The organism is Flavobacterium sp. KACC 22761, from assembly GCF_034058155.1.
Lineage (GTDB): Bacteria > Bacteroidota > Bacteroidia > Flavobacteriales > Flavobacteriaceae > Flavobacterium.
Window position 1 is genome coordinate 4821182 of the sequence record NZ_CP139148.1, and the last position, 25520, is coordinate 4846701.

General features: G+C 32.8%; 23 protein-coding genes and 1 other RNA gene. 10 read left to right on the top strand and 14 right to left on the bottom strand.

Annotation, left to right across the window (positions count from 1 at the left end):
- Nucleotides 1–105 precede the first annotated feature (105 nt).
- The 3 genes from SCB73_RS20255 to SCB73_RS20265 all read left to right on the top strand — a co-directional run bounded on the left by SCB73_RS20255 (nucleotide 106) and on the right by SCB73_RS20265 (nucleotide 6459).
- Nucleotides 106–834 (top strand): LOG family protein, encoded by a 729-nt coding sequence (locus tag SCB73_RS20255; protein WP_320567991.1) that lies wholly within the window; start codon nucleotides 106–108, stop codon nucleotides 832–834.
- Between the two features lie 274 nt (nucleotides 835–1108).
- Nucleotides 1109–3859: a gluzincin family metallopeptidase gene (locus SCB73_RS20260; RefSeq protein ID WP_320570107.1), complete on the top strand. Its 2751-nt coding sequence runs from the start codon at nucleotides 1109–1111 to the stop codon at nucleotides 3857–3859.
- Between the two features lie 188 nt (nucleotides 3860–4047).
- Nucleotides 4048–6459 (top strand): alpha-ketoacid dehydrogenase subunit alpha/beta, encoded by a 2412-nt coding sequence (locus tag SCB73_RS20265; RefSeq protein WP_320567992.1) that lies wholly within the window; start codon nucleotides 4048–4050, stop codon nucleotides 6457–6459.
- A gap of 248 nt (nucleotides 6460–6707) precedes the next feature.
- On the opposite strand, the gene kdsB is transcribed toward SCB73_RS20265, so the two are convergent.
- Nucleotides 6708–7442 carry a 3-deoxy-manno-octulosonate cytidylyltransferase gene (gene kdsB, locus SCB73_RS20270; protein WP_320567993.1) on the bottom strand — a complete coding sequence of 245 codons (735 nt, stop codon included), beginning with the start codon at nucleotides 7440–7442 and terminating at the stop codon, nucleotides 6708–6710.
- Between the two features lie 210 nt (nucleotides 7443–7652).
- Nucleotides 7653–8465: a class I SAM-dependent methyltransferase gene (locus tag SCB73_RS20275; RefSeq protein WP_320567994.1), complete on the bottom strand. Its 813-nt coding sequence runs from the start codon at nucleotides 8463–8465 to the stop codon at nucleotides 7653–7655.
- Nucleotides 8466–8877: 412 nt separating this feature from the next.
- Between SCB73_RS20275 and SCB73_RS20280 the strand changes: the two genes are divergently transcribed.
- A complete protein-coding gene (locus SCB73_RS20280; RefSeq protein ID WP_320567995.1) occupies nucleotides 8878–10209 on the top strand; it encodes a PQQ-binding-like beta-propeller repeat protein in 1332 nt (443 codons plus the stop codon).
- Between the two features lie 30 nt (nucleotides 10210–10239).
- Here SCB73_RS20280 and SCB73_RS20285 read toward each other — a convergent pair whose 3' ends face one another.
- The 4 genes from SCB73_RS20285 to SCB73_RS20300 form a co-directional block, all read right to left on the bottom strand.
- Nucleotides 10240–10803 carry a helix-turn-helix domain-containing protein gene (locus tag SCB73_RS20285; RefSeq protein WP_320567996.1) on the bottom strand — a complete coding sequence of 188 codons (564 nt, stop codon included), beginning with the start codon at nucleotides 10801–10803 and terminating at the stop codon, nucleotides 10240–10242.
- A 138-nt stretch (nucleotides 10804–10941) separates the two neighbouring features.
- Nucleotides 10942–11772: a 4,5-DOPA-extradiol-dioxygenase gene (gene ygiD / locus SCB73_RS20290; RefSeq protein ID WP_320567997.1), complete on the bottom strand. Its 831-nt coding sequence runs from the start codon at nucleotides 11770–11772 to the stop codon at nucleotides 10942–10944.
- A 61-nt stretch (nucleotides 11773–11833) separates the two neighbouring features.
- Entirely contained in the window at nucleotides 11834–12373 is a 540-nt protein-coding gene (locus SCB73_RS20295) for a hypothetical protein (protein ID WP_320567998.1), read from the bottom strand.
- Between the two features lie 64 nt (nucleotides 12374–12437).
- Nucleotides 12438–13847 (bottom strand): ATP-dependent DNA helicase, encoded by a 1410-nt coding sequence (locus tag SCB73_RS20300; protein WP_320567999.1) that lies wholly within the window; start codon nucleotides 13845–13847, stop codon nucleotides 12438–12440.
- Nucleotides 13848–14088: 241 nt separating this feature from the next.
- Between SCB73_RS20300 and SCB73_RS20305 the strand changes: the two genes are divergently transcribed.
- On the top strand, nucleotides 14089–14910 hold the full coding sequence (locus SCB73_RS20305) for a DUF3822 family protein (RefSeq protein ID WP_320568000.1): 822 nt from the start codon (nucleotides 14089–14091) through the stop codon (nucleotides 14908–14910).
- Nucleotides 14907–15512, top strand: a complete 606-nt coding sequence (locus SCB73_RS20310) for an RsmD family RNA methyltransferase (protein ID WP_132989005.1) — start codon at nucleotides 14907–14909, stop codon at nucleotides 15510–15512. The genes SCB73_RS20305 and SCB73_RS20310 overlap by 4 nt, the downstream gene beginning before the upstream one ends.
- Before the next feature lie 79 nt (nucleotides 15513–15591).
- Here SCB73_RS20310 and SCB73_RS20315 read toward each other — a convergent pair whose 3' ends face one another.
- Entirely contained in the window at nucleotides 15592–17694 is a 2103-nt protein-coding gene (locus tag SCB73_RS20315) for an outer membrane beta-barrel family protein (protein ID WP_320568001.1), read from the bottom strand.
- 241 nt (nucleotides 17695–17935) lie between these two features.
- Between SCB73_RS20315 and SCB73_RS20320 the strand changes: the two genes are divergently transcribed.
- The gene (locus tag SCB73_RS20320; RefSeq protein WP_320568002.1) at nucleotides 17936–19294 is read left to right on the top strand and encodes a sensor histidine kinase; all 1359 of its coding nucleotides are present in this window, start codon (nucleotides 17936–17938) and stop codon (nucleotides 19292–19294) included.
- 10 nt (nucleotides 19295–19304) lie between these two features.
- Nucleotides 19305–19994 (top strand): response regulator transcription factor, encoded by a 690-nt coding sequence (locus SCB73_RS20325; protein ID WP_320568003.1) that lies wholly within the window; start codon nucleotides 19305–19307, stop codon nucleotides 19992–19994.
- A 32-nt stretch (nucleotides 19995–20026) separates the two neighbouring features.
- Here the strand turns inward: SCB73_RS20325 and SCB73_RS20330 are convergent, their stop codons facing one another.
- Nucleotides 20027–20569 carry a hypothetical protein gene (locus SCB73_RS20330; RefSeq protein WP_320568004.1) on the bottom strand — a complete coding sequence of 181 codons (543 nt, stop codon included), beginning with the start codon at nucleotides 20567–20569 and terminating at the stop codon, nucleotides 20027–20029.
- Between the two features lie 179 nt (nucleotides 20570–20748).
- Between SCB73_RS20330 and SCB73_RS20335 the strand changes: the two genes are divergently transcribed.
- Nucleotides 20749–20943 carry a hypothetical protein gene (locus SCB73_RS20335; protein WP_320568005.1) on the top strand — a complete coding sequence of 65 codons (195 nt, stop codon included), beginning with the start codon at nucleotides 20749–20751 and terminating at the stop codon, nucleotides 20941–20943.
- An 88-nt stretch (nucleotides 20944–21031) separates the two neighbouring features.
- On the opposite strand, the gene SCB73_RS20340 is transcribed toward SCB73_RS20335, so the two are convergent.
- Nucleotides 21032–22282 carry a cation:dicarboxylate symporter family transporter gene (locus SCB73_RS20340; protein ID WP_320568006.1) on the bottom strand — a complete coding sequence of 417 codons (1251 nt, stop codon included), beginning with the start codon at nucleotides 22280–22282 and terminating at the stop codon, nucleotides 21032–21034.
- A gap of 31 nt (nucleotides 22283–22313) precedes the next feature.
- Nucleotides 22314–22641: RNase P RNA component class A (gene rnpB / locus SCB73_RS20345), an RNA gene on the bottom strand.
- Between the two features lie 126 nt (nucleotides 22642–22767).
- Between rnpB and SCB73_RS20350 the strand changes: the two genes are divergently transcribed.
- Nucleotides 22768–23061, top strand: a complete 294-nt coding sequence (locus tag SCB73_RS20350; RefSeq protein ID WP_132989012.1) for an SH3 domain-containing protein — start codon at nucleotides 22768–22770, stop codon at nucleotides 23059–23061.
- Nucleotides 23062–23160: 99 nt separating this feature from the next.
- Here SCB73_RS20350 and SCB73_RS20355 read toward each other — a convergent pair whose 3' ends face one another.
- From SCB73_RS20355 to SCB73_RS20370, 4 genes are all read right to left on the bottom strand, one after another.
- Nucleotides 23161–23532 (bottom strand): LysM peptidoglycan-binding domain-containing protein, encoded by a 372-nt coding sequence (locus tag SCB73_RS20355; RefSeq protein WP_320568007.1) that lies wholly within the window; start codon nucleotides 23530–23532, stop codon nucleotides 23161–23163.
- A gap of 106 nt (nucleotides 23533–23638) precedes the next feature.
- Nucleotides 23639–24526 carry an IS3 family transposase gene (locus SCB73_RS20360; protein WP_320570063.1) on the bottom strand — a complete coding sequence of 296 codons (888 nt, stop codon included), beginning with the start codon at nucleotides 24524–24526 and terminating at the stop codon, nucleotides 23639–23641.
- Nucleotides 24472–24990: a helix-turn-helix domain-containing protein gene (locus tag SCB73_RS20365; protein ID WP_320568008.1), complete on the bottom strand. Its 519-nt coding sequence runs from the start codon at nucleotides 24988–24990 to the stop codon at nucleotides 24472–24474. The genes SCB73_RS20360 and SCB73_RS20365 overlap by 55 nt, the downstream gene beginning before the upstream one ends.
- Complete coding sequence (locus SCB73_RS20370; protein WP_320568009.1) at nucleotides 24951–25451, bottom strand: BON domain-containing protein; 501 nt, start codon at nucleotides 25449–25451, stop codon at nucleotides 24951–24953. The genes SCB73_RS20365 and SCB73_RS20370 overlap by 40 nt, the downstream gene beginning before the upstream one ends.
- Nucleotides 25452–25520 lie beyond the last annotated feature (69 nt).

Sequence of the window (25520 nt, forward strand, 5' to 3'; positions counted from 1 at the left end):
GGCGGGGTTCGCCACAAAAGATATAGCGGACAGCAGGATTAAGCTCCTTCCTTCGACTATTCCAAAAACGTAAATTGAATAACAAAATAAATTAAAATACCTAAAATGAGATTAGAAGATTTTGATAACGATGAAGATAAAGTAATCCAAGATAGTTTAAAACAAAAGACTTGGAATGAAATTAGAACCAATGACAGCTGGGCAATTTTTAAAATTATGTCGGAGTTTGTGAATGGTTATGAAAGCATGGGACGTATTGGTCCGTGTGTTTCTATTTTTGGATCGGCAAGAACGAAACCAGATGATAAATATTATCAATTGGCTGAAAAAATTGCCTTCAAAATCAGTAAAGCTGGCTACGGCGTAATTACGGGAGGAGGCCCGGGAATTATGGAAGCTGGAAACAAAGGAGCACATTTAGGAGGCGGAACTTCGGTAGGCTTGAACATCGAATTGCCTTTTGAACAGCATTTTAATCCTTATATCGATCACGATAAAAACCTGAATTTCGATTATTTCTTTGTGAGAAAAGTTATGTTCGTTAAGTATTCACAAGGTTTTGTGGTTATGCCGGGAGGTTTTGGAACTTTGGACGAAATGTTTGAAGCGATTACGCTAATTCAAACAAAAAAAATTGGAAAATTCCCAATTATATTAGTTGGTGTTGAATTCTGGTCCGGATTGATTGACTGGGTAAAAACCGTTTTGGTAGAAAAAATGCATACCGTTAGTCCTGAAGATTTGAACTTGTTTAAGATTGTTGACACTGAAGATGAAGTCGTTGACGTTTTGGATAAATTCTATAAGAAATACGATTTGAGTCCAAATTTCTAAAATATTTTTTTTACCATATAAATCAGAAAGCAATTTGAGTAATCGCTTTAATGCCAACTTATTTTGCTTATAATATGATTAAATTTTAAGAGCTGTTTTTTAAAACAGCTTTTTTTATGCTATTTTTACAAAAATCCGAAAAATCTTGATATACGTAACTTAAGACATATTCATAATATTTTTGCGCCACTACTTGAAATCATTATATAAAATTTTTATCCTCATTTTTGTTTTATTGAGCTCAGTAAAACAATATGCACAACATCAATCTAAGATGGAAGTGGCGGTTAATCTTGACCTTAAAACACTTAATGTCAAGCAAGACCTCACCTACTACAATACTTCAAACGATTCTTTGGATACAATTGTACTGAACGACTGGAACAACGCTTTTTCGGATAAAAACACGCCTTTGGCACGACGTTTTTCGGATGAATTTTATAGAGGTTTTCACGTTGCTAAACCTGAAGAAAGAGGAAATACAACTATTTTGAATCTTACCGATTCTGATGATTTGGCACTTGAATGGCAAAGAACAGACAAAAACCCAGATTTTATTGTTGTCAAACTAAACAAAAAACTGTACCCAGGAGAGAAAATTGATTTGCATCTTATTTACATTTCAAAAATTCCGAGTGCAAAATTCACGCATTATGGTTTTGAGCAAAATGGTGGGATGATTTTGAAAAACTGGTTTTTAAGCCCTGCCCGATTTGAAAATCATTATTTTGTGAAAAACAATAATTTCAATCTTGATGATATTGCAAATGCTACAGTTGATTATCAGCTTGAAATAAAACTTCCAGCAAATTATTTTATCAGTACTGATTTGGATTCGGTTTCAAAAGACGACTCCAATCCATCTTTTACAAATTATATTTTTTCTGGAAAAAACAGAACTGATTTCAATGTTTTTATTGAAAAACAAAACAGTTTCAGAAGCTATACCAATGGCGATTTAGAAATCGTTTCCGATTTAAAAACAAAGAAATTGAACGAAATTCAAAGAGCGATTATCATCAACCGAGTTGCACATTTTGCAAATGAATTTATTGGGAAATATCCGCATTCAAAAATTGCAGTTTCGCAGGCAGATTATGACCGAAATCCGTTTTACGGACTAAATCAGTTGCCTTCCTTTATCAGTCCGTTTTCAGATGAATTTATCTTCGAAATTACTTTTCTGAAAACCTATTTGAGCAATTATTTGAAAAATTCCTTAAAACTAGATCCAAGAAAAGACAATTGGATTTATGACGGAATCCAAATTTATGCTATGATGAAATACATGGAAGAGCATCATTTAGATCAAAAAATGCTTGGAAGACTTTCGGATATGAAACTTTTTGACAGCTACAATATTACCAATCTGACATTTAACGAGCAATACAGTTATTATTATATGCTGATGGCTCGAAAAAATCTAGATCAGCCACTTGGAGATCCAAAAAATACACTGATAAAATTCAACGAACAGATTGCCAGCAAATACCGCGCTGGTTTAAGTTTAAGCTATTTAGACGATTATTTGAATCATAATATTGTGCCAGAGAGTGTACAAAAATTTTATGCTTTGAATAAAACCCAACAAACAAACCGATATGATTTTGAAAAAATTCTGACCGAAAATAGTCCAAAAAAAATCGACTGGTTTTTTAGAACTATTATCGAATCGCGCGATATTATCGATTATAAATTTACTGATGTTTCACGAACAAAAGACAGCGTTCAATTTTCAGTAAAAAATAAAACGGGAGTTTTTGCTCCTATTCCGGTTTACGGAATCAAAAAAAATGAAGTTGTTTTTAAAGAATGGATTGAACCCAAAAACAATGATTCGATTTATCATTTCAGCCGAAAAAATGCTGATAAAATTGTCTTGAATTACGATAATGAAGTTCCTGAATACAATCAGCGAAATAATTGGAAATCATTAAAAACAATTGCGATAACAAATCGTCCGATCAAATTCAATTTTGCAAAAGATTTAGAAGATCCGTACTATAATCAGATTTTATATATCCCCACTTTAACTTACAATTATTATGACGGTATAACGCCGGGAATTCGCTTTCATAACAAAACCATTTTAGACAAGCCGTTCTTGTTTGATATTAATCCGGCTTATTCCATCAAAGCACAAACCATATCAGGTTCTTCGGCATTTTCTTGGAATCAATATTACCGAAACAGCACTCTGTATAATGTACGCTATTCTATCAGTCAGAATTATTTTCATTATGCCCCAGATGCAACGTATTTGCGATTAAATCCTATGGTGCAATTTCGCATACGCGAAGAAAATTTTAGAGATAATAGAAAGCAACTTATTATGTTTCGACAAGTTATCGTAAACCGTGAAGCAAGTGAATACATTACCGATAATTCAAAACCAAATTACTCGATTTTTAATGCTCGATATTCAAATACTAAAACAGAACTTGTCAATCATTTCAGTTATATGAATGACATTCAATTTTCGGGAGATTTTGGAAAACTGTCTGGAGAAGTAGAATACAGACGTTTATTTGAAAATAATCATAAATTAAATTTGCGATTGTATGCTGGAACATTTTTGTATAACACAACAAATTCAGATTATTTCAGTTTTGGTTTAGACAGGCCGACAGATTATTTATTTGATTATAATTTGTTTGGAAGATCAGAATCAACAGGATTTTTTAGTCAGCAATATGTAATTGCTGAAGGTGGATTTAAATCGCAATTAGAACCTTCTTACGCCAATCAATGGATGACAACTTTAAATGCAAGTTATGCCATTTGGAACTGGGTTGAAGTGTATGGAGATATTGGATTTTTGAAGAATAAGCATGAAAAAGAGTTCTTTGCATACGATAGCGGTATCCGTTTAAACTTGGTTCCAGATTATTTTGAACTCTATTTTCCAGTCTATTCGAATAATGGATGGGAAATTTCTCAAAGTAAATACAACGAAAAAATACGATTTGTGATAACTTTTTCTCCAAAAACATTAGTCAATCTTTTCACTAGAAAATGGTTCTAATCAAATAAATTTTAAACAAAATGTTGTGTTATTTTTAAATAAATTGATTTTTTACTAAAAATTACATAAATAAAATACGTAGTTTTTTGATTTTAAATACAAATAATTAAATTATATTTATTTTAAAGAATTATGATTATTGATTGTTTTTAAGTAATTTCGCAGTCTCAACATGACCATTAAAGATTATGATAAAAGAAATGAACAATACTACATTGACATTTGAAGATTTCAAAACTGAGGTATTGAACGACTACAAAATTGCAGTAACTAGCCGTGAATGTAGTCTTTTAGGTCGTAAAGAAGTATTAACTGGAAAAGCCAAATTTGGGATATTTGGAGACGGAAAAGAAGTACCACAGCTTGCGATGGCAAAAGCCTTCAAAAATGGTGATTTTCGTTCTGGATACTACCGCGATCAAACTTTTATGATGGCAATTGGCGAATTGACTCCTAAACAATTCTTTGCCGGTTTATACGGTCACACCGATTTAGATTTTGATCCAATGTCTGCCGGAAGGCAAATGGGCGGGCACTTTGTAACGCACAGTTTAAACGAAGACGGATCTTGGAAAGACTTAACAAAACAAAAAAACTCAAGTTCAGATATATCGCCTACCGCTGGGCAAATGCCGAGATTGCTAGGTTTAGCTCAAGCTTCTAAAATTTACAGAAATGTTGACGGAATCACCATCAAAGACAAATTTACTGTAAATGGAAACGAAGTAGCTTGGGGAACTATTGGAAACGCAAGCACATCTGAAGGTTTGTTTTTTGAAACCATAAATGCTGCTGGAGTTTTACAAGTTCCAATGGTAATGAGTGTTTGGGATGATGAATACGGAATTTCGGTTCACGCCAAACATCAAACTACAAAAGAAAACATTTCTGAAATTCTAAAAGGATATCAACGCGACGAAGATTCTAAAGGTTATGATATTTTTAGAGTTAAAGGCTGGGATTATGCTGAATTAGTTTCAACATACGAAAGAGCTGGCAAGATTGCTCGTGAAGAACATATTCCAGTTTTGATCCACGTAAATGAGTTGACGCAACCTCAAGGACACTCTACTTCTGGTTCACACGAACGTTACAAAAGCGGAGAAAGACTGGCTTGGGAAAGAGATTTTGACTGTATTCGTCAAATGCGTTTATGGATGATTGCCATTAATATTGCATCGCCTGAAGAACTTTCTGAAATTGATTTCCAATTGAAAAAAGAAGTTCTTGAAGCTAAAAAAGAGGCTTGGAACTCCTTCATCAATCCGATTATTGAAGAACAAAACAATCTTTTGGCTTTGTTGGAACAAATTGCTGAAGCAAGCGTTAACCATAAAGACAGAATCAAAAAATATATTTCGGAGTTACGTGCTATTAAAGCACCTTTGAAAAAAGAACTTTTAGTTTATGCTAGAAAAATTCTTCGTTTTATTGAAGTTCCAAATAGCAAAGTGCTTTTATCAAACTGGATTACTCGATTTTTGAATGAAACTCAGGAAAAATTCAGCAGCAATTTATATTCTGATTCAGATAAGAATGTTTTTTCAGTTGAAAAAGTGCTTCCTAAATATGCAGAAAATGCTAAAGCAGATATTGACGGAAGAATGCTTTTGCGTGATAACTTTGATGCTTTATTTGCCAAATATCCAGAAACTCTAATTTTTGGAGAAGATGTTGGAAACATTGGCGACGTAAATCAAGGTTTAGAAGGCATGCAGGAAAAATACGGAGAACTTCGTGTTGCAGATGTAGGAATTCGTGAAGCTACAATTATCGGGCAAGGAATTGGAATGGCTTTAAGAGGACTCCGCCCAATTGCTGAAATTCAATATTTAGATTATTTATTATATGCCATCCAAATCATGAGTGATGATTTGGCTACATTACAATATAGAACGGTTGGAAAACAAAAAGCACCATTAATCATCAGAACTCGCGGGCACCGTTTAGAAGGTATCTGGCATTCTGGTTCTCCAATGGGAATGATTATTAATGCAATTCGCGGTATTCATGTTTTGGTTCCAAGAGACATGACGCAGGCGGCAGGATTTTACAACACGCTTTTAGAATGTGACGAGCCTGCATTAGTAATTGAATGCTTGAATGGATATAGACTAAAAGAAAAAGCGCCATTGAACTTTGGTGAATTCAAAACGCCAATTGGTGTGGTTGAAACCATGAAAGAAGGTTCAGACATTACTTTAGTTTCTTATGGATCAACTTTAAGACTGGTTCAGCAAGCTGCAACAGAATTATTAGATTTAGGAATTGATTGTGAAGTGATCGATATTCAATCATTGCTTCCATTTGATGTGAATAAGGATATTGTAAAAAGTATTGCAAAAACAAATCGTTTGTTAGTGATTGATGAAGATGTTCCTGGTGGAGCTTCAGCATTTATTTTACAGCAAATTCTAGAAGAGCAAGATGCTTATAAATATCTTGACAGCAAACCACAAACGCTTGCTGCAAAAGCACACAGACCGGCATACGGAACTGATGGCGATTACTTCTCTAAACCGTCTGCAGAAGATATTTTCGAGAAAGTATACAACATGATGAATGAAGTTAATCCTTCTAAATTTCCTAGTTTGTACTAAGAGTTTAGAATGTTTTAGATAAAAGAAAAGCTCCAAAATTTTGGAGCTTTTTTTATGTTTTTATGTAATTACCCACAAAGCTTGTCATTCCGACGAACGAGGAATCTCCGCAAAAAACTCCGTACAGTTAATCGCCAATCTTTGTCGAGCTACTCGTGGAGATCCCTCGTTCCTCGGGATGACAAGATTGTCGATAAAGATCGAAAGAATTAAACAATTATTAATTTCAATTACAAACTATCAACTAATTAAATATCCTTTAACATCATTCTCGCCTTCTCTAAATCCTCTGCCGTATCAATTCCAATTCCCACATGCGTTGTTTCAACCATTTTAATACGTTTTCCGAATTCCAAATAACGTAATTGTTCTAGTTTTTCAGAAGCTTCTAAAGATTTCATCGGAAGACTGTAAAAATCCAGTAAAGCCTGTTTTCTAAAAGCATAAATTCCGATGTGTTGAAAATAGCGTACTCCAACATTTTTCTCTCTCGGATACGGAATTACTGATCTTGAAAAATACAGCGCAAACTGCGATTGATCTACCACAACTTTTACATTGTTCGGGTTATTGATTTCTTCTTCCTCTGTAATTTCACGCATTAATGAAGCCAAATCAATTTTTCTGTCGGGATCATTTTTAAAAACAGATAACACTTGAGCCAGAGGCTCTGCTTCAGTAAAAGGTTCATCGCCTTGCACATTTACCACAATATCTACATCAAGATTCGCAACGGCTTCAGCAATTCGATCGCTTCCTGATTCGTGCTCTTTGATGCTCATAATTGCTTTTCCGCCATTGGAAACTATTTCGTCAAAAATCAAATTTGAGTCGGTTACTACAAAAACATCATCAAATAATTTTGTAGAAACTGCCGCTTCGTAGGTTCTTAGAATTACTGTTTTTCCACCTAAATCCTGCATCAATTTTGCAGGAAAGCGTGTTGAAGCATATCTGGCTGGAATTACCGCTATTATTTTCATTCTTTTATTTTACTGAGTTTAAACAACTCAAAATTTAGTAATTTATTTTTCACCTGTTTTTAAGTGATTACAAATATGCAAAAATTACTTTTAAATTTTCTGTTTTTCTATTGCTGTAAAGGATGAAAGTCACATTCAAGAATTTTCCGTCTATCAACAAACAATACATTGATTATTACTAACAACTTTCTTATTTACCAAAACAAAAAATTAAACCGAAACCGTAACGCGAAGGTAAGTTGCGGGAATTAATGTAGAATTTGCGTCATTACTTTGGTTTTGGCTATTAACTAACCCTTCAAGTTTAGCATACAAATCCGAAGTTTTGCCATTTTGTTCAGCAGCTTCAAAAGCATTCATAGTTGGGCCATAGTAAGTTTTTAATCGATTTAACCACTCCGAAGGTGGGAATGCTGCTTTAAATGTAAAGGTATCTCTCTCAAAAGAAATATTTTCTTTAGGAACGCCAGCATCTGTGAATCTTTCAATTACATTATCCTCAATCCCCCAAAGCATTGGGCTTACAAAACCCTCAGGTGGTGGTGGCGTAAATTCCGCACTAATTTTCAAGATTTGCGCAATCAACGTTGGATCTCCCGGTATCCAATTACCCATAATAACTTTACCGCCAGGTTTTGTGACACGAACCATTTCTTTAGCAACATCAAAAGGTTTTGGAGCAAACATTGCTCCAAAAATGCTCATTGTAACATCATAAGATTGATCTTTCAATTCATTCAAATTAGTTGCGTCACCTTCTTGGAATACAATATTAGCCAATCCTTCCTTTTTTGCCCGAAGATTGCCAGCTTCAACTAAATTTCTTGCTATATCAACACCTAAAACATTGGCTCCTAATTTTGCCGAAGGTATTGCGGTAGTACCATCTCCACAACCGAGATCTAAAACGTTACTATTTTCTTTAATTCCAATTTTGGCAACCAATTCCGCACCACTTTCTCTCATAGATTCTGCAACGCGTGTGAAATCGCCTTTTTCCCATAATGCTTTGTTTGGATTCATCTTAGTTTTATCAGTGATTATAGTGCTGATGCCGCACTTTTACTTAATTTGTAAACATCCTCTATCCTTTTTTAAATCATCACCAGTTAATCACAAAAGGCATTTAAAAAACTACTTAAAAAAGAAGATATAAAACAAATAATCAACTGACAAACAATTACTTACGCAAAAATAAACAAATTTTGATGAAACATTTTATTATCTCACAAAATTTATTTTTTAAAACAAATTCTGTGAATTACAACTTTCAGATCATTATCACCTAATTGGAAAAGTTTGATGAGTTCTTTCGGTATTTCCATATAAAAACAAAATACTATTGACAAAGATCTTTCTAAAATATTTTTATAACATTTTCATTAAAGCATTGCTATTTAATTTCTTAGAATATTTTTATTTTTATATAAAAAACATGAAAAGAACTTTTACTTCTATCCTGCTCTATTTCTTTTTAATTTTTACTTCCAATGCTTTTTCTCAGAATAAAACCGTCAATGCATTTACAAATCGAATTTTTAATGGAAAAGGTTATCGGCCATTGGCAGATTTAAAATGGAAATTTAAAACAGATGGAAAAATCTTTTCCTCGCCAATTGTTAAAAACGGAGCAATTTATATAGGAAGTGAAGATGTTTTTTTATACTGCATCAATGAAAAATCAGGAAACCTCAACTGGAAATTCAAAACCAATGGCGCAGTTCACAGTTCGGCTAGCATCTATAATAATATTGTTTATTTTGGAAGTTTCGACGGGTATTATTATGCCGTAAATGCAACATCAGGAAAAGAAATATGGAAATTTCAAACTAAAGGCGAACATTGGTACCAAGAAATTGGAATGTGGGGAATGAAGCCAAACGACATGCTGATGAACGATTTATGGGATTTTTATTTATCATCTCCGGTTGTTTATAAAGACAAAAATAATGCTTTAGTAATTTTCGGAAGCAGTGATGGAAATATGTACGCTGTCGACCCAAAAAACGGCACTTTAAAATGGACATTCAAAACAAATGATCCTATCCACAGTACTCCTGTTATCGAAAAAGAGAATTTGTATTTTGGAGGATGGGATGGAAATTTCTACGCCTTAGACTGTAAAACCGGAAAAGAGAAATGGCATTTTTCAACTGAAGTCAAAACTGGATTTAAAGGTATTCAGGCTTCTGCTATTGTTGCAAATGGATTGGTTTATTTTGGCGCCAGAGATCCTTTTTTGTTTGCACTTGACGTAGAAACCGGAAAATTAGTTTGGAAATATAATGCCGAAAATTCATGGATTTTGAGTTCGGCTGTTGTTCAAGACAATATACTTTACGTTGGAACTTCTGATACTTATGCATTATTGGCGCTTGACGCGAAAACAGGTCAGGAAAAGTACCGATTTAAAGGAAATGGATATATTTATTCTTCGCCAGCTATTTCAGGAAACACGGCTTATTTTGGTGATTTTAGCGGTAATTTTTTCGCTTTAAACTTGCTTTCCAACGGAAAAGAATCTGATTTTGTGAGTACGGAAAACAGAAAAAAATATGCTCCTGAAATTCTCAATAACAATCATCTTGATTTTGGATATGCTTCCCAACAAGCTGATTTATCCGTTTATGCGGAAAACTTAAAAGTTATGGATGAATTCTATAAAATTGGCCCAATTGTTTCATCGCCATTCATAAACAACAATACCATTTATTTTGGAAGCGCAGATGGTTACTTATATGCTTATAATTCGAGAAAGGAAAAATAATTTCCTTTCTCGAACCTTTAATTATCATACTTATTTCACTATTCTTATAAAATTCGGATATGCCCTGCTTGTTGTTTCTCTGCTTATTTTAATCGCAAAAAAAACGGGTAAAACTACATTTAAAATATAAAATGAAATAAAAACATAAAACGGTACCAAATATTGACCGTAATGCATAATTTTTAAAACAAAAAATACTGCCAGTGAAATGAAAGTAAAAATCGACCAAACTATTTGATAGTTGAGCAGATTTGCTCCGATTTCTTTCAGTCCGATAATTTTATCTTTTTTCGCAATCCATAAAATAAGAGGCAAAATAATATTTCCGACAGGAATTACTAGAAAAACTAATACTGAAAGATGAAAAACAATTAAATAGCTTTTGTCTTCATACTTTCCGTAATCTAAAATATCTTCAGTATTTATATCTAAAACTTCACAAATCAGATTCAAGGTTTTTCCGCGTGGTTCATTTTCGTCATTTTCAATACGCTGAATCGTTCTTAAATTTACTTTTGAAGACTCGGCTAATTCTTCTTGAGAAAGACCTTTTTTCTTTCTTATTTCTTTTATTTTTTTTCCAATTTCGTTCATGATCGATTTCGATTTATTATTTCGACAAAACTACTTTTGAAAAGTTTATTTTGATAACGGTTTGTTTGCGACATTTTAGCGACATTCTTGTCAAAATACTGATTTACTTAATTATAAAAATTAATTTCATAATGCTGATTACATAATTTTAACCGAAGTCATACTCAACGAACCTGCCAAAAGTTTATCATTGAAAAGTTCCAGTTCATCAGTTTTGCCTTTTAAGCCTAAAGTATAAAGCAAAGGCAAATAATGATCTGGAGTAGGAATCGCCAATTGAACGGCCTTATTCATTTTTTCGAAGTCAATCAAAGGCTGAAAATTCCCATCTAACAAATAATTATTTACGATTTCACGAGCTTCAATAGCCCAGTCATAACCGTAGTTGTCTTTATCAAAATTTCTGAAATCAACCATTCGAAGGTTGTGGACAATATTCCCGCTTCCGATGATTAAAACACCTTTATAACGAAGTTGTTGCAGTTTCTGCGCCAATTCAAAATGATATTGCCCTGATTTTGTATAATCAATACTTAATTGAATCACAGGAACATCCGCACTTGGATATAAATGCTTTATTACGCTCCATGCGCCATGATCTAAACCCCAATGTTCATCTAATTCAACCTGAACCGGATCTAATATTTTCTTAGTTTCAACCGCTAATTCCGGACTTCCTTTTGCTGGATATTGCACATCAAAAAGCGCCTGCGGAAAACCTCCAAAATCATGAATCGTTCTTGGCATTTCCATTGAAGTTACTTTTGTTCCTTTGGTAAACCAATGTGCCGAAACACATAAAATAGCATTTGGCTGTGGCAATGTTTTTGCCAGATTACGAAAACCAGTCACAAACTGATTTTCTTCAATTGCATTCATTGGACTTCCGTGTCCTAAAAACAGAACTGGCATTTTATCTGTATTCGAAAACGTAGATGAAATCGAATGTAAGTCGCTTAGTGTTGTCATTGCTTAGATTTTTTTTCTTTTGCCACTCCCGATAGCTATCGGGATCACGAATTAACACTAATTATTTTTGTAAAAGTTTTAATTCATCTAATAATTGATTATAACTTTTCAAATTTTTAGAATTATAATCATAAACCTTAATTACTAAAGTTGAATCGGCATTTATTATCGAAAATGAATTACCTGCATTTCCTGGGAACCTTTCCGCAACTTTAGATTCAACCATTCTTTTAATATATGAAATTATAGTTTTTTTATCTGAATCAGTAAGTTTAATTGTTTTCTTAGCCACTATAGTTTCTAAGTTTCTTCCTTTTGAATCACGCTTATCACAATCAATACTTGTCTTAGTATAATTCAAGAAATAATCTTTATAGTTGCTTTCTTTAGCAAATATTTTTAACTCTTCATAATGCCCTCCCCATTCTCCACATTCACTAAAAAAAGCATTAATCTTTAAATTAGAATCAACTCCTGTACTTCCTAAAGTAATCGGATCAAAAAAATCAACTGGCTTATCTTCTGATTTAACCTTAGTAACCTCTTGTTTTTTTGAACAACTAAAAATGAGCAATAAAAATAACAAACCTAGTTTTCTCATCTGCAATTAAATAAAAATTCATGTGAATTCGAGATCCCAATAGCTATCGGGAGTGACAAACTAATTACTCCTCAAAACTCTCGTCTTTAAATCCTATCAAATATAGCTTATTTTTGGCACGCGTCATAGCGGTATAAAGCCATCTGATATAATCGCGATCGATTCCGTCTGGTAAATAAGGCTGTTCGATAAAAACAGTATTCCATTGCCCACCTTGCGATTTGTGACAGGTGATTGCGTAGGAGAACTTCACTTGCAATCCGTTGAAATATTCATTTTCCTTAACTTTTTGAAATCTCTTGTATTTCGTTGGCTCATCTTCATAATCTTTCATTACTTCTTCATACAAACGATTCGATTCTTCATAAGTTAATGATGGCGATTCGCTTTTTATAGTATCCAAAATCAAAACCGTCTCAAAAGGAATTTGGTTCGGATAATCGACCATTCTGATTTTGACTTTCGCAAAAGTAAATCCATATAATTCTTTGATTCCGAACATTTCCAAAACTTCAATAATATCACCATTGGCAATAAAACCAGCTTCGTCGGTTTCTTTCAACCAGAAATAATTGTTTTTTACAACCATCAAAAAATCACCAACAGAAAGTTCGCTTTCTTTAAATAAAATTCGGCTTCTGATTTGCTCATTATACTGATTTGCTCTTTTATTTGATCGCACAATAAAAGCCGTATCTTCAATACTATAATTGCTGTAAGCTGTATTTATCGCGTCCTGAATGTCATAACCATCTGTCAAACGAACGATATCTTTAAACTTTTTTACGTTGAATCTGAATTCGGTTATAAAACTTTCTTTCAGTAATTCTCGCAATTCGGTTGCGTTGAATAAAATTCCTGAATTTTCTTCTTGACGCATAACTTCGTCCAACTCGATATGTTCAATTTCTTTATCATAATGAACACCCAAAGTCTGAATGTCTAGCGCTGGAGAAATATCTAAATTTACCGGTGGCAACTGTGCTGTATCTCCTAAAAGAATCATTTTGCAATTGTTTCCTGAATAAACATAATTGATCAAATCATCCAGAAGCGATCCGCTATCGAGCGTACTATCTGAAATCATCGAAGCTTCATCGACGATAAAAACGGTGTTTTTATGTTTATTGACTTGTTTAGTAAAAGCAACTCCTCCACCCGATGATTTTTTCGGGAAATATATTTTTTTATGAATTGTAAAAGCCGATTTATTTGAGTAATTCGAAATCACTTTTGCTGCGCGACCTGTTGGTGCCAGCAAAACAAATTTTTTATTGATTTCTCCCAGATTATTTACAATCGTTGAAATCACCGTTGTTTTTCCAGTTCCGGCATATCCTTTCAGCACAAAAATGGTGTCATTTTTAGGTTCGGTTAGGAAAATCGCGATTTTCTGAAAAAAAATATCTTGTTTGTATGTAGGCGCAAAAGGGAATCTTTTTTGTAAAACGCTGTAAAACAATGTTGAATTCATAAGGTAAATTTGTCATACAAAGTTCGGCTTTTTTAATGGCAATTTCAACTTTAAATGTTTTAAACCATATAAGTGATATAAGTTCATTTAAAAAAAATAATACTACCATAACGTCTACCTAACTTTTCTTTAAAATTGTTTTTTGAAATTGCAATTATAATTGTTGCTTTTTAATTTGTAAGTTTGTGGTCGCCTAAATTCTTTCTTGATTCAAAAACAGGTAACGAATTGTAAATCAGATATGTCATTACAAAACACTAACATTACTTCTAAAAATTATAAAAAACTTTCTATTCAGGTTTCTCTGACTGGGTTTTCCTATTGCTGTTTCGATACTTTAAATAATGTCATTACATCGTTTAAAGAAATCAAGTTTGATACTTCAAACAAAAGCACAAAAATTGAAGATCTTTTTACTGAAGCTTTCAAAAATAATTTGGAATTGAAGGACACTTATGATGAAGTAATGGTGATTCACAACAACAACCTTTCGACTTTTGTCCCAACGGCTTTATTTGATGAAGATTATCTAGGAAGTTATCTACAATACACAACAAAAGTTTTTGAAACCGACTTTTTTACATTTGACGAAATTTCAAATTATCACATGAATTCGGTTTACATTCCGTATGTGAATATCAACAACTTTTTGATTGATAATGTTGGTTCTTTTGACTACAAACATGCAAATAGTATTTTGGTCGAAAAAATTTTAGACAATTCAAGAAACAACGACGAAAAGAAAATGGTGGTCAACTTTAATCCTGGCCATTTTGAAGTAATTGTGGTTCAAAACCAAAAGCTTCTGTTTTTCAATTCATTTGAATACCAAACCCCTGAAGATTTCATATATTACCTACTATTTACTGCCGAACAATCGAACTTAAATCCGGAAATTTTTCCGCTCGAATTATTGGGCACGATAGACAAAAACGATCCGTTTTATGCCATTGCGTATAAATACATTCGTAATATATCCTTTATGGATGTAAGCACTTTACAGCAAAAAAACAGCTTCTCTTTAACAGAAAATCAAAAACATTATATTTTATTCCAATCATGAGAATCATTTCAGGAAAACACAAAGGACGTCGAATTTCTCCCCCAAAAAACCTTCCTGTAAGACCCACAACTGATATGAGCAAAGAGGCATTATTTAATGTCTTGAACAATCATTTTAGTTTTGACAGCTTAAAGGTTTTGGATCTATTTTCAGGAACCGGAAACATCAGTTATGAATTTGCGTCGCGCGGCAGTGCGCCCATAACTTCTGTTGACGGTGATTTTGGATGCGTAAAATTCATCAAACAGGTTTCATCAGAATATGATTTTGATATTGCGGCTACAAAAAGCGATGTTTTCAAATTTTTGGAAAACTGCAAAACGTCATACGATATTGTTTTTGCCGATCCTCCTTATGGTTTAGATCAAGCAACTTTTGAAAAAATTGTAATGACGGTTTTTGAAAGAGATTTGCTTCATGAAGATGGAATGATGATAATTGAACATTCAAAATATACAAAACTGGATCATTTGAGTAATTTTTCTTTTCAAAAAAGCTACGGAGGTTCATACTTCAGTTTCTTCGAATTAAATTCAACTGATGATGATGAAGAGCTTCCTGGAGATTCTCCAATAAAAATAACTGAGGAAGACGAAGGATAGTCTATTTCAATATTTAAAATTTTAGAAATCCCAAATTCCAATTTAAAGTTTGGAATTTGGGATTTTAATTTTGGAATTTCTATCTAATTCTGTTTTCATTTTCATCAACCGTTTTTTCTTTGTATTTCGAATCTTTTATTTTTCCGAAAGAATAACGAACAGCAATCGAAATCTCATGTGCATCAACCAAATATCTCGATTTTGAACTTATATTATTAATAGCAAAACTTTCAGTGTAAATTGTTTGCTTAAAAACATCGTTGAAATTTAAAGCGCAATTCCAATTTTTGCCAAATGTTTTGGCCAACGACATATCTAAAACAAAATTGGCTTTTCTTTCAAAAACGCCGTCATTTTGCGCCGTTGTTCCCCAAAAAGAAAAAACATAATTAAAGTTCTTTGGCAACTTAAAGGAATTATTTGAGTAATAATACAAATACGGTTTTGATGAATGCATTTGTGCCGAGTTGTCTTCAACTTTGCTTTTTATAAAAATTAAGGAATTTGTTGTTGTCCAGAATTTGTACGTAAACGGAAGCGTAAAATCAATTGTAAAACCAGTTTCTCGTTTAAAATTAACATCCGTGATCGTCAATATATTGGTTTCTTCATTAAATAAAAAAGTAGAATTTACAGTGTTTTTAGTTTGGTAAAAACTCATTTTAACCGATTTGTCCAAATATTGAAAAGTACCCGTAATTTCGTCTGTAAATGCTGGTCCTAATTTAATACTGCTTCCATATAAAAAATATGGATTTATATACGTTGCAATTTGGCTTAATGAGGAATATTTTGGCCTCACTATATTTTTCGCATAATTTAAATTGACGCTTTTTGTGCTATCGATCGCAAATGAAAATTGTGCTTTAGGAAACAAATTGGTATAATTTCTATCAATTGAAGGCGACAAATCTGCCTTGTATTTTGCATAAACATTTGTGTTTTCAGCTCGTAATCCAACAGAAAAATCAATCTTTTTCAGTTTTCCAGAAAACTGAATATATGCTGCCAAATTTTCTTCTTTAAAATCATAATTTAAAGTCTCATTTTTATTTTTCTCAAAATCAAAAATGTCTGAATCCGAATACGATTTTGCTTTTAAATACAAACCTCCATATTCTAAATTCATTTCATTTTTAAACTTTTTTTCTAAATCAATTCTTCCCGAAAAAACATCGACATTAAATTTCTGATCTCTGTTTTGCGAGAATTCAAATTCGGTTTCATTAAAGTTATTCTGCACCAAACTCCATAAATGCTGATTGAAATTGGAATATTGAAAACCAGCAAAAAGTTGTGTATCGATAAATTTTATCTTTTTTGAATAATTCATAAATGCGTTCACAAAATTCTTGTCGCTCGAATTATCACTCCACGTCAAAACGTTGTTTTCGACATTCTGTTTTTTATTAAAAGTAAAAGTATTGATGCCGAAATTATCATCTCTCAGTTTGCCGTTTACATTCACCGAAAAATAATCTTCGTCATTTATTTTATAAAGCAAACCATCGCCAAAAACATATTCTTTCACATGCGAATTTGCCGTCACATCATAATTTGAAACAATTGAAGCTTGCGGAATTTCATAAGCAGTATTATGATTTTCCCAAGGATTTCGCCGATTAAAATTAAAATTAGCTTTCCATTCCAATTTGCCTTTTTTGAAACTCGAATTGAATCCGAGGTAATTATTAAAATGTTTTTTAAAAGATGCAACTTCTGAAATTTCAGTTCGAAAACTGTCTTTTTTGCTAAATTTTCGAGTAATCAAAATTATAGTGCGACCTTCGGCTTCATATTTTGAAGATGGATTCTGAATGATTTCGATTGTTTTAATATCGGCGACAGCCAAAGCATTCAATTCATTCATTCCAACTTTTTGATTATCGATATAAATTAAAGGATTTCCTTTGCCTACAATCGAAATAGTTTCACGATCGGCACTGACTTGAACGGTCGGCAATTTTGAAAGCAAATCAACCGGATTTGGAATCGTGTTGTAAATTGAATTCGCAACATCAACTTTAATATTTCCGTTTGAATTCGTAAAAGTCTTTTTGTCTTGATTTACAACAACTTCACTCAACTTTTGAGAAATAGAATCTTTTTGTGTTTCATTTTGAGCTTTAACAAAAAACGAAAAAAGAAAAAGCAAAAGAGCGAGAATTAGTTTCAACGGCATGTAAATAATATTTAAAATGGTTTAACAATGCAACAAAAGTGCTTTGAAAAACCAGTTCTGAAAGTTAATCGAAGGTTAATGCGGCGTTAATGCCTTTTTTGTTTCATAAAAGCATTATTTTTGGGTTGAAAAATAGGTCACAGATTTTACGGATTAAACGGATTTTCGCCGTTTATTTTTTAAAATTTAGTTTAAAAACAATCTGTGTACATCCGTTTAATCCGTAAAATCCGCGGGCAATATGAAACAAAAAATCAATTTATTAATCGCTTTTTCAGTCATAGCTTTAATTGTTTTGACGACTGTGCAATGCTATTTGGTAAAAACGGCTTATGACTATAAAGTAGCCGAGTTTCATACGCAGATAAAAAATGAAATCGCTCAAATTACCAACAATTACAGCGACATCGATTCGGTTTTGGTTGCTAAAAAAGAAGCGCTTTACAAACAATTATCTGAAAATTACATCAAAGGAAAAAACAGCCGTTTAGAGGTGAAAAATGCGGTTTTAGAAAAACAATATCAAAGTGCTTTAACCAGTCAAATTCAGAGAAAATTCGAACGAGATCTTCCGAATTTCAAAATTGATTTTGCCATTGTCCTCAATAAATTCATCGTATACAAAAACACGCAAAAAGCTGATACTATTTTCTCTGAAAAACCATTTATTGAAAATAAATTATACGGAAATCTGTCTTCATTAAATCATGCTTTCTTGGTTCGGAATTATGTCGGAACAACAAACGGAACATTTGAAAATCAGGAATATCAATTGCTGACCGAAGATTCAATGTACGTTTCGGTAATCGATTGGGAAATGATTATTTTAAGGCGAATGACTTTTATTTTAGTTCTGTCTTTATTTTCAATTCTGACACTGATTACGTTGTTTGTCATTGCAATTAAAGCCTTGATAAAACAGAAAAAAGTAAGCGATGTAAAAACCGATTTCATCAATAATATTACGCACGAACTCAAAACACCATTAGCAACTTTAGGTATTTCGACTAAGATTTTAGAGCAGAAAAACATTCGTGAAAACGATGAAAATTTCAACTCGATTTTGAGCACGATTTCACGCCAGAATAATCGTCTTCAAAGTTTGATCGATCAGGTTATGGCAAATTCCTTGGCAGAAAATGAAATCGAACTTCAAAAGGAAAAAATTGAAACAGAGGATTTTCTGCTTTCCATTGTAAACGATTTTAAAATTGCATTTCCAAAAATCAATTTAAAAATCGATTTCCAAACGCAAAAAACCATTTTGACTTTAGATAAATTTCATTTGACTACAGCGTTTTTGAACGTTTTAGAAAATGCTGTAAAATATGGGTCAAATACCATTACGGTCAAAACAAGAATAGTCGAAAAACAATTTTCTATAAGTTTTGAAGATGACGGAATTGGCATCGCCAAGAACAAACAAGCCTTTCTATTTGAAAAATTTTATCGCGTAGAGCAAGGAAATTTACACAATACAAAAGGTTTAGGTTTAGGATTGTATTATGTCGATCAAATTGTAAAAGCGCACCAAGGTTCTGTAAACGTTATTAGCGATTTAGGAAAAGGAACTCAGTTTACTATTTTATTAAAAGTTTAATTCCCTTATTTTGAAAAGATTACTTTTAGCCGAAGACGATTTTGATTTTGCGGCGATTTTGAAGCAATATTTAGAATTACATCAATTTGAAGTTATTTGGGCAGAAAACGGCGAAATGGCTTTGGATTATTTTAAAAAACAAACTTTCGATATTTGTGTTTTTGATGTCATGATGCCCAAATTGGACGGATTTTCATTGGCAGAAAAAATAATTACCATCAATCCCGAAATTCCCTTTATTTTTTTAACGGCAAGAAAATTAAAAGAAGACAAAATCATAGGCTTAAAACTTGGTGCTGACGACTACATTGTCAAACCTTTTGAAGTCGATGAACTCGTTTTGCGCTTACAGAATATCTTAAAAAGAATCGAGCAAAAAAGAAGTCTCGAAGGAAATAATAGTATTGAAATTGGTTCGTATATTTTTGATAACGAACGCTTAACGCTCAATAACAAAAATCATGTGCAACAACTTACAGAAAAAGAAGCTGCACTTATTGAATATTTATACCTCAACCACAATCAATTGTTAAAGCGAGATCAAATTTTGATGTCGGTTTGGAAGAAAGACGATTATTTCTCAGGAAGAAGTATGGATGTTTTTATCAGCAGATTGAGAAAATATTTCAATTCAGATCCAAAAATCAAGATTGAAAGTGTCCGAAATATTGGATTAGAATTTAAAATAGAAAAACCTTGATGAATCACGGTTTTTCTATTTTAAAATGAGAACTATTTTCCAATTACCCAGCCTAAAGTAAAGTTTCCAGCAGGAAAAAATTGAGTTTCATACTTATCAAATTGAATTCCGGGACCAACACTGAATTCCAAATTGAATTTGCCTTTATAAGTTCGCTGTAATCCCCAAAGCACTGCAATTACAGTTGAAGGAACATAATTAAAATATGCTTTATCCCCTGCAATCGGTTTAGAATAATAAGTAGCATTGAAAGCTAAATAATTTCCAGAGTTGCGTTCCGTTCTTTTGCCTTTATTGGCTCTTTTTTGCAAGTTATAATAATGGCGAAACTGCTCTGTAATTCCGATAGCGACATAAGTATCTGATTCGTCGTAATAATCACTATGACTAGTACCCAAACCTACAGTTGCTTCAGAATACAAAGTGTTTTTTTCTGAAAAACCGTGTTCATAAACAAAGCCCGGAAATAGTACGTTGATTTTAAATTGATTTTTTACAACTGAAACCGCAGCTTCATCTTGCGCATGAACATAAGATCCTGCAAAAAGCAACATCAAAAAGTAAATTTTCTTCATATAATGGTTTATCGATTAGTTCGCGTAAAAATAGTATTTAATCAATACGAAAGACACGCGAACAAAACTTTTTCTTACAAAACAAACCCTTTAAATCATATAATTTCCATAAGTAATTGTATAACAACATTTAGCAATTACAAGAATAAATTTGTTATATAACTTTAAAACTAATCATCATGAACCTAAAAAGATTTTTCGGAGGATTATTAACAGTCCTTGGAATAATAGGACTTATTTATACAGCAATGATTTTTGCAGATACAAGTGGAGGAACCAGAGATATTAAATCGTTAATTATTTACGGAATTTTAGGAATCGTTTTTTTTACATCAGGAATCAGTTTGGTTAGAACTACTAAAGACGAATCTTAATTTGATTTTGCCACGAAGACGCTAAGGCGCAAAGTTTTTTAATGCTTTATGTAATAAAAAATTAGTGTCTTTGTGCCTTTGTGGCATTTTATTCTTCTTGGATAGCACTCAAATTCAATTCAGTAAAATCTCTTTCTGTTTTTGAAATTATGATTGTGGCAACCGTGTTTCCAATCAGGTTGGTAATCGCTCTAGCTTCGCTCATAAATTTGTCAACGCCCAATAAAAAGGCTAAACCTTCAACTGGAATTTTATGAAGTGCAGTCAATGTCGAAGCCAAAACAATAAAACCGCTTCCTGTCACGCCTGCCGCGCCTTTGGACGTGATCATCAAAATTCCGATTACGGATAGAATTTCAAAGAAACTCAAATGCACATCATACAATTGCGCCAAAAATATAACCGACATCGAGAGATAAATCGAAGTTCCGTCAAGGTTAAAAGAATAACCTGTAGGAATCACCAATCCCACAACCGATTTACTGCAACCCATTTTTTCCAATTTTACCATAATACTTGGCAAAGCAGCCTCTGAAGATGAAGTTCCCAGAACCAGCAAAAGTTCTTCTTTTATATATTTTAAAATAGAAAGAATGCTGATTTTGTAATATTTGAGAATGCTTCCTAAAACCAGAAATACAAACAAAGCCATTGTCAAATAAACACAAAGCATCAATTTTCCTAACGGAATCAAAGTGGCTAGTCCAAATTTCCCAATCGTAAATGCCATTCCACCAAAAGCGCCAATTGGAGCCAAATACATCACATATTTCAAACCTGTAAAAACAACTTTTGAAAATCGTTCTAAAACTAAAATCGTTTGTTCTCTCTTTTGATAAAAATTCAAAGCAATACCACAGACAATTGCCGCAACCAAAACCTGCAAAGTAAAATTCGAAAAGAAAAACTGCAACCATGAAAAATGTTCAGCCGAACTATTTGTATATTGACTCGCATCTCCAATTGCAAGGCCAGATTTATCAATTTTTCCTGGTTGAAATAAATAAGCCACTGCAACACCAATTGCCAAAGCAACCGTAGAAACAACTTCAAAATATCCTAAGGCTTTAATTCCAATTCGGCCAACTTTCTTTAGATTTCCCATTCCAGAAATTCCCAAAACAATCGTCAGGAAAATAATCGGTCCAATAAAAAGTTTAATGAGATCAATAAAACCTTTTCCTATTTTTTCCATTTTGATGCCATTTTCAGGCGAAAAATGTCCGAGTAAAATTCCAGCAATAATAGCAATCAAAACCCAGAAAGTTAAGTTTGTGATTACCGTTTGAAAAAGACTTTTTTTGATTTTAGGCGTGGGATTGGGAGCAGAAACATTCATGAAATTCAGTTAGATAGTTTCACAAATATATAAAAAAAGCAGACCTATAAGCCGGATTCTGTTCTTGTCTCGTTTTGCAACGAGGCAATACCTTATCATTTATCTAGATTCCGAATTACTTCGAAACTCAAGCTACCTACCCTTCAACAACGGACGAGAAGCCCTTAAATGCTGATATACTTGGTATTTCACCGCATAGAGTTTACCTGGTTTCACTACAGCATTACCTGTACATACTTTCTGTTGCACTTGTCCTTGCCCTATTTCTAAGACCGACGGGTGTTACCCGCTATGCTTCTCTATGGTGTCCGGACTTTCCTCCCTCCGCCGTGGCGGACGACGATAAGGCGGTCTGCGCTGCAAAAGTAGCGATTTATGAATGAAGAATAAAAATTTTAAATTTTTCATTTTATGATTTTTATCATAACTTTTTAATTTTAAAATAGTTATCTTTAAAATTCCATAATTTTTTAAATTCAGTTATCATGAAAAGAATGTATCATTACGCAACTGTTTCAAAGGCTTTAGATCAATTGAATGAGAAAGGATTTACGTGCGACTTTAATCGAAATGCTGATGTGATTAAAAAAAATCCTGAGAAATTTGAAATTGTTCATGTGTATCGATACGAGGGGGAATCAGACCCGGGCGATGAGGCAGTTGTTTACGGAATTAAGTCAACTTCTGGAAAAAAAGGAGTTTATGTTGCTGGCTTTTCAGCCGATTCAGATCAGGAAACCGCAAAGTTTTTATTTGATTTAAGTATTAGGGGAAGGTAAATTTAAAAATCCAATCCTGAAACTTTAAAATAAAAATTCCAAATTCCAAAGCTATAAAATTGGAATTTGGAATTTTTTATAAGATTTTTTTTTAAAATTTTAAACCGTTGGTATTTTTAATTTCCAGCCAGGCTGAATTAAATCTGGATTCGAGATAACATCTTTATTGGCTTCAAAAATAGTTTGCCAAGAAACTCCGAATTCTTTTCCAATTTTAGAAAGAGAATCTCCACTTTTTACGGTATAATCTATTGTCGTTCCTACAGCAACTTCAATATTCATTACTACATCTGCAGATCTGTAATCAGGATCTATTTCTCCGTAAGCATTCCAAAGTTTTTCTTTGTCTGACGCAGATTTTGCTTCTCCATCAATATACAAAACATTATCCTGCTCCCTTACCTGCAAATTAGCTACCCCTAACTGAGAAGCCAGATTTGTCAATTCTTTATATTTATCTTGTAAACTCATAACAACTTTATTTTATAATTAATTTGTTATTAACTTTTTTAGGTTTTAATTCTTGAACACTTTTAATCAAAGTAGACTGCACCCAAAATTTTAGACAAATTTATAATTAAGTTTGATAATGATGAGCTCGATATTTTATCGGGCTCATTTTGTTTAAATTTGATTTAATTCTTTGGTTATTATAATAGATTATATATCTATTGATTTCTTTTTTTAATTGTTCTATTGATTTGAATTTTTGGGTATAAAACATTTCGGATTTTAATATTCCAAAGAAGTTTTCAATAATTGCATTATCCAAGCAGTTTCCTTTTCTTGACATGCTTTGTTTGATTCCTTTTTGTTCTAATAGATGTTGGTAATGTTTCATTTGGTATTGCCAGCCTTGGTCAGAATGAAGTATCAAATTTGTATTGTTTGGTATTTTCCTAAAGGCTTTTTTCAGCATCATAACTACTTGATTGAACACTGGCCTCTCTGTGAGTTCATAGCTGATTATTTCCCCGTTAAACAAGTCGATTATCGGTGACAAATACAACTTGTTTCCAGCTACATTGAACTCTGTTATATCAGTTGCCCATTTTTGATTTGGGGCCTGTGCTTTAAAATTTCTCTCTAGTATATTTGGGGCTATTTTGCCATTTTCACCTCTATAAGATTTATACTTTTTTACTCTAATAATACTCTTCAGCCCCAATAGATTCATTAACCTGAGAACTGTTTTATGATTGATAATCAATCCCCTGTTTTGCAGTTCATCGGTTATCCTTCTATAGCCATAACGCCCTTTATGCTTTTGATAAATGACTTTAATCAGCTCTTTGGCTTCTTTGTATTTATCAGGTGACTTGCTTTGTTTTTGATGATAATAAAAACTGCTGCGTGCCATATTTGCTAGGTTGAGAAGTAATTCCAAACCAAATTTATGCCTTAATTCGTTTATGGCTTTGGATTTTTCCTGGCTTGAATTAAGGCTTGAAGCTTTTTTAGCAATTCATTCTCACAACGAAGTCTTTCGTTCTCTTTTAGCAGTTCTTGCTCTCTTGTCAAGGGCCTGTCTGATTTGCGGTTTTTGCCTTTATTATCACTCATCGATATGGGTCTGCCTCTTTGTTTTGCTTTTAATCCTGTCAGTCCAAAGTTAGCAAAATCTTTTTTCCATTTTAAAATCATGGAAACATTGGGAATATTGAATCTTATGCCAGCCTGCATCAGGGAAAGAGATTCCTTTTCTATGCGTTTGAGTACTTTCAGCTTAAATTCGGCTGAATAGCTTTGGTTGATTCGTGGCAATAAACCAATTTCACCATATGTCTTATAAAAACTGACCCACTTACGAATATTCCATCTTGCAGTCTGCTTCAATTTTGAAACATATCCAGCTGAATATTTTTTCTTTAAAACCAATTCTACACATTCTAATCTAAATGCATAGTCATACTTTGCTTTTCTTTCCATAAAAAATGCCCCGAATAGTGTCTAACTTTTTGGGGCATGTTCAAAGTTGGCAATTGGCTTTTTTTAATATTTCCTGTCAAAGTCACCACTCCATCAGAAACTGAGGCACTCACACCACTGTATGTTTTTACAACTTCACCAACAGCTGTATTTAAAACCGAATCAGGATTAACTTTTACTTCAGCAGCTTCTTGATCAGTTATAGGAGCAACAATTTCACAGTTATTCACTACCGACTTTACACCTTTCACACTTTTGGCAATACTGTCACAACTTTCTTTACATGCTTCATCTTTGCAAACTCCAGAGATTGTTGCTACACCTTTTACAACAGAAACCTGCATTCCGGGCATATTACCCATTTTTGCAGTAATTTCTTTTTTAATATTCTCATCATTCGGTTTACAAGCTATCACTGATAGTGCAACACACATTGCTAATAAAATAGATTTAGTTTTCATAAGTATATTTTTTTTTTATTAATATAATTTCAAAACGTAAATCAAACAAAAATATTACGTAAAATCCTA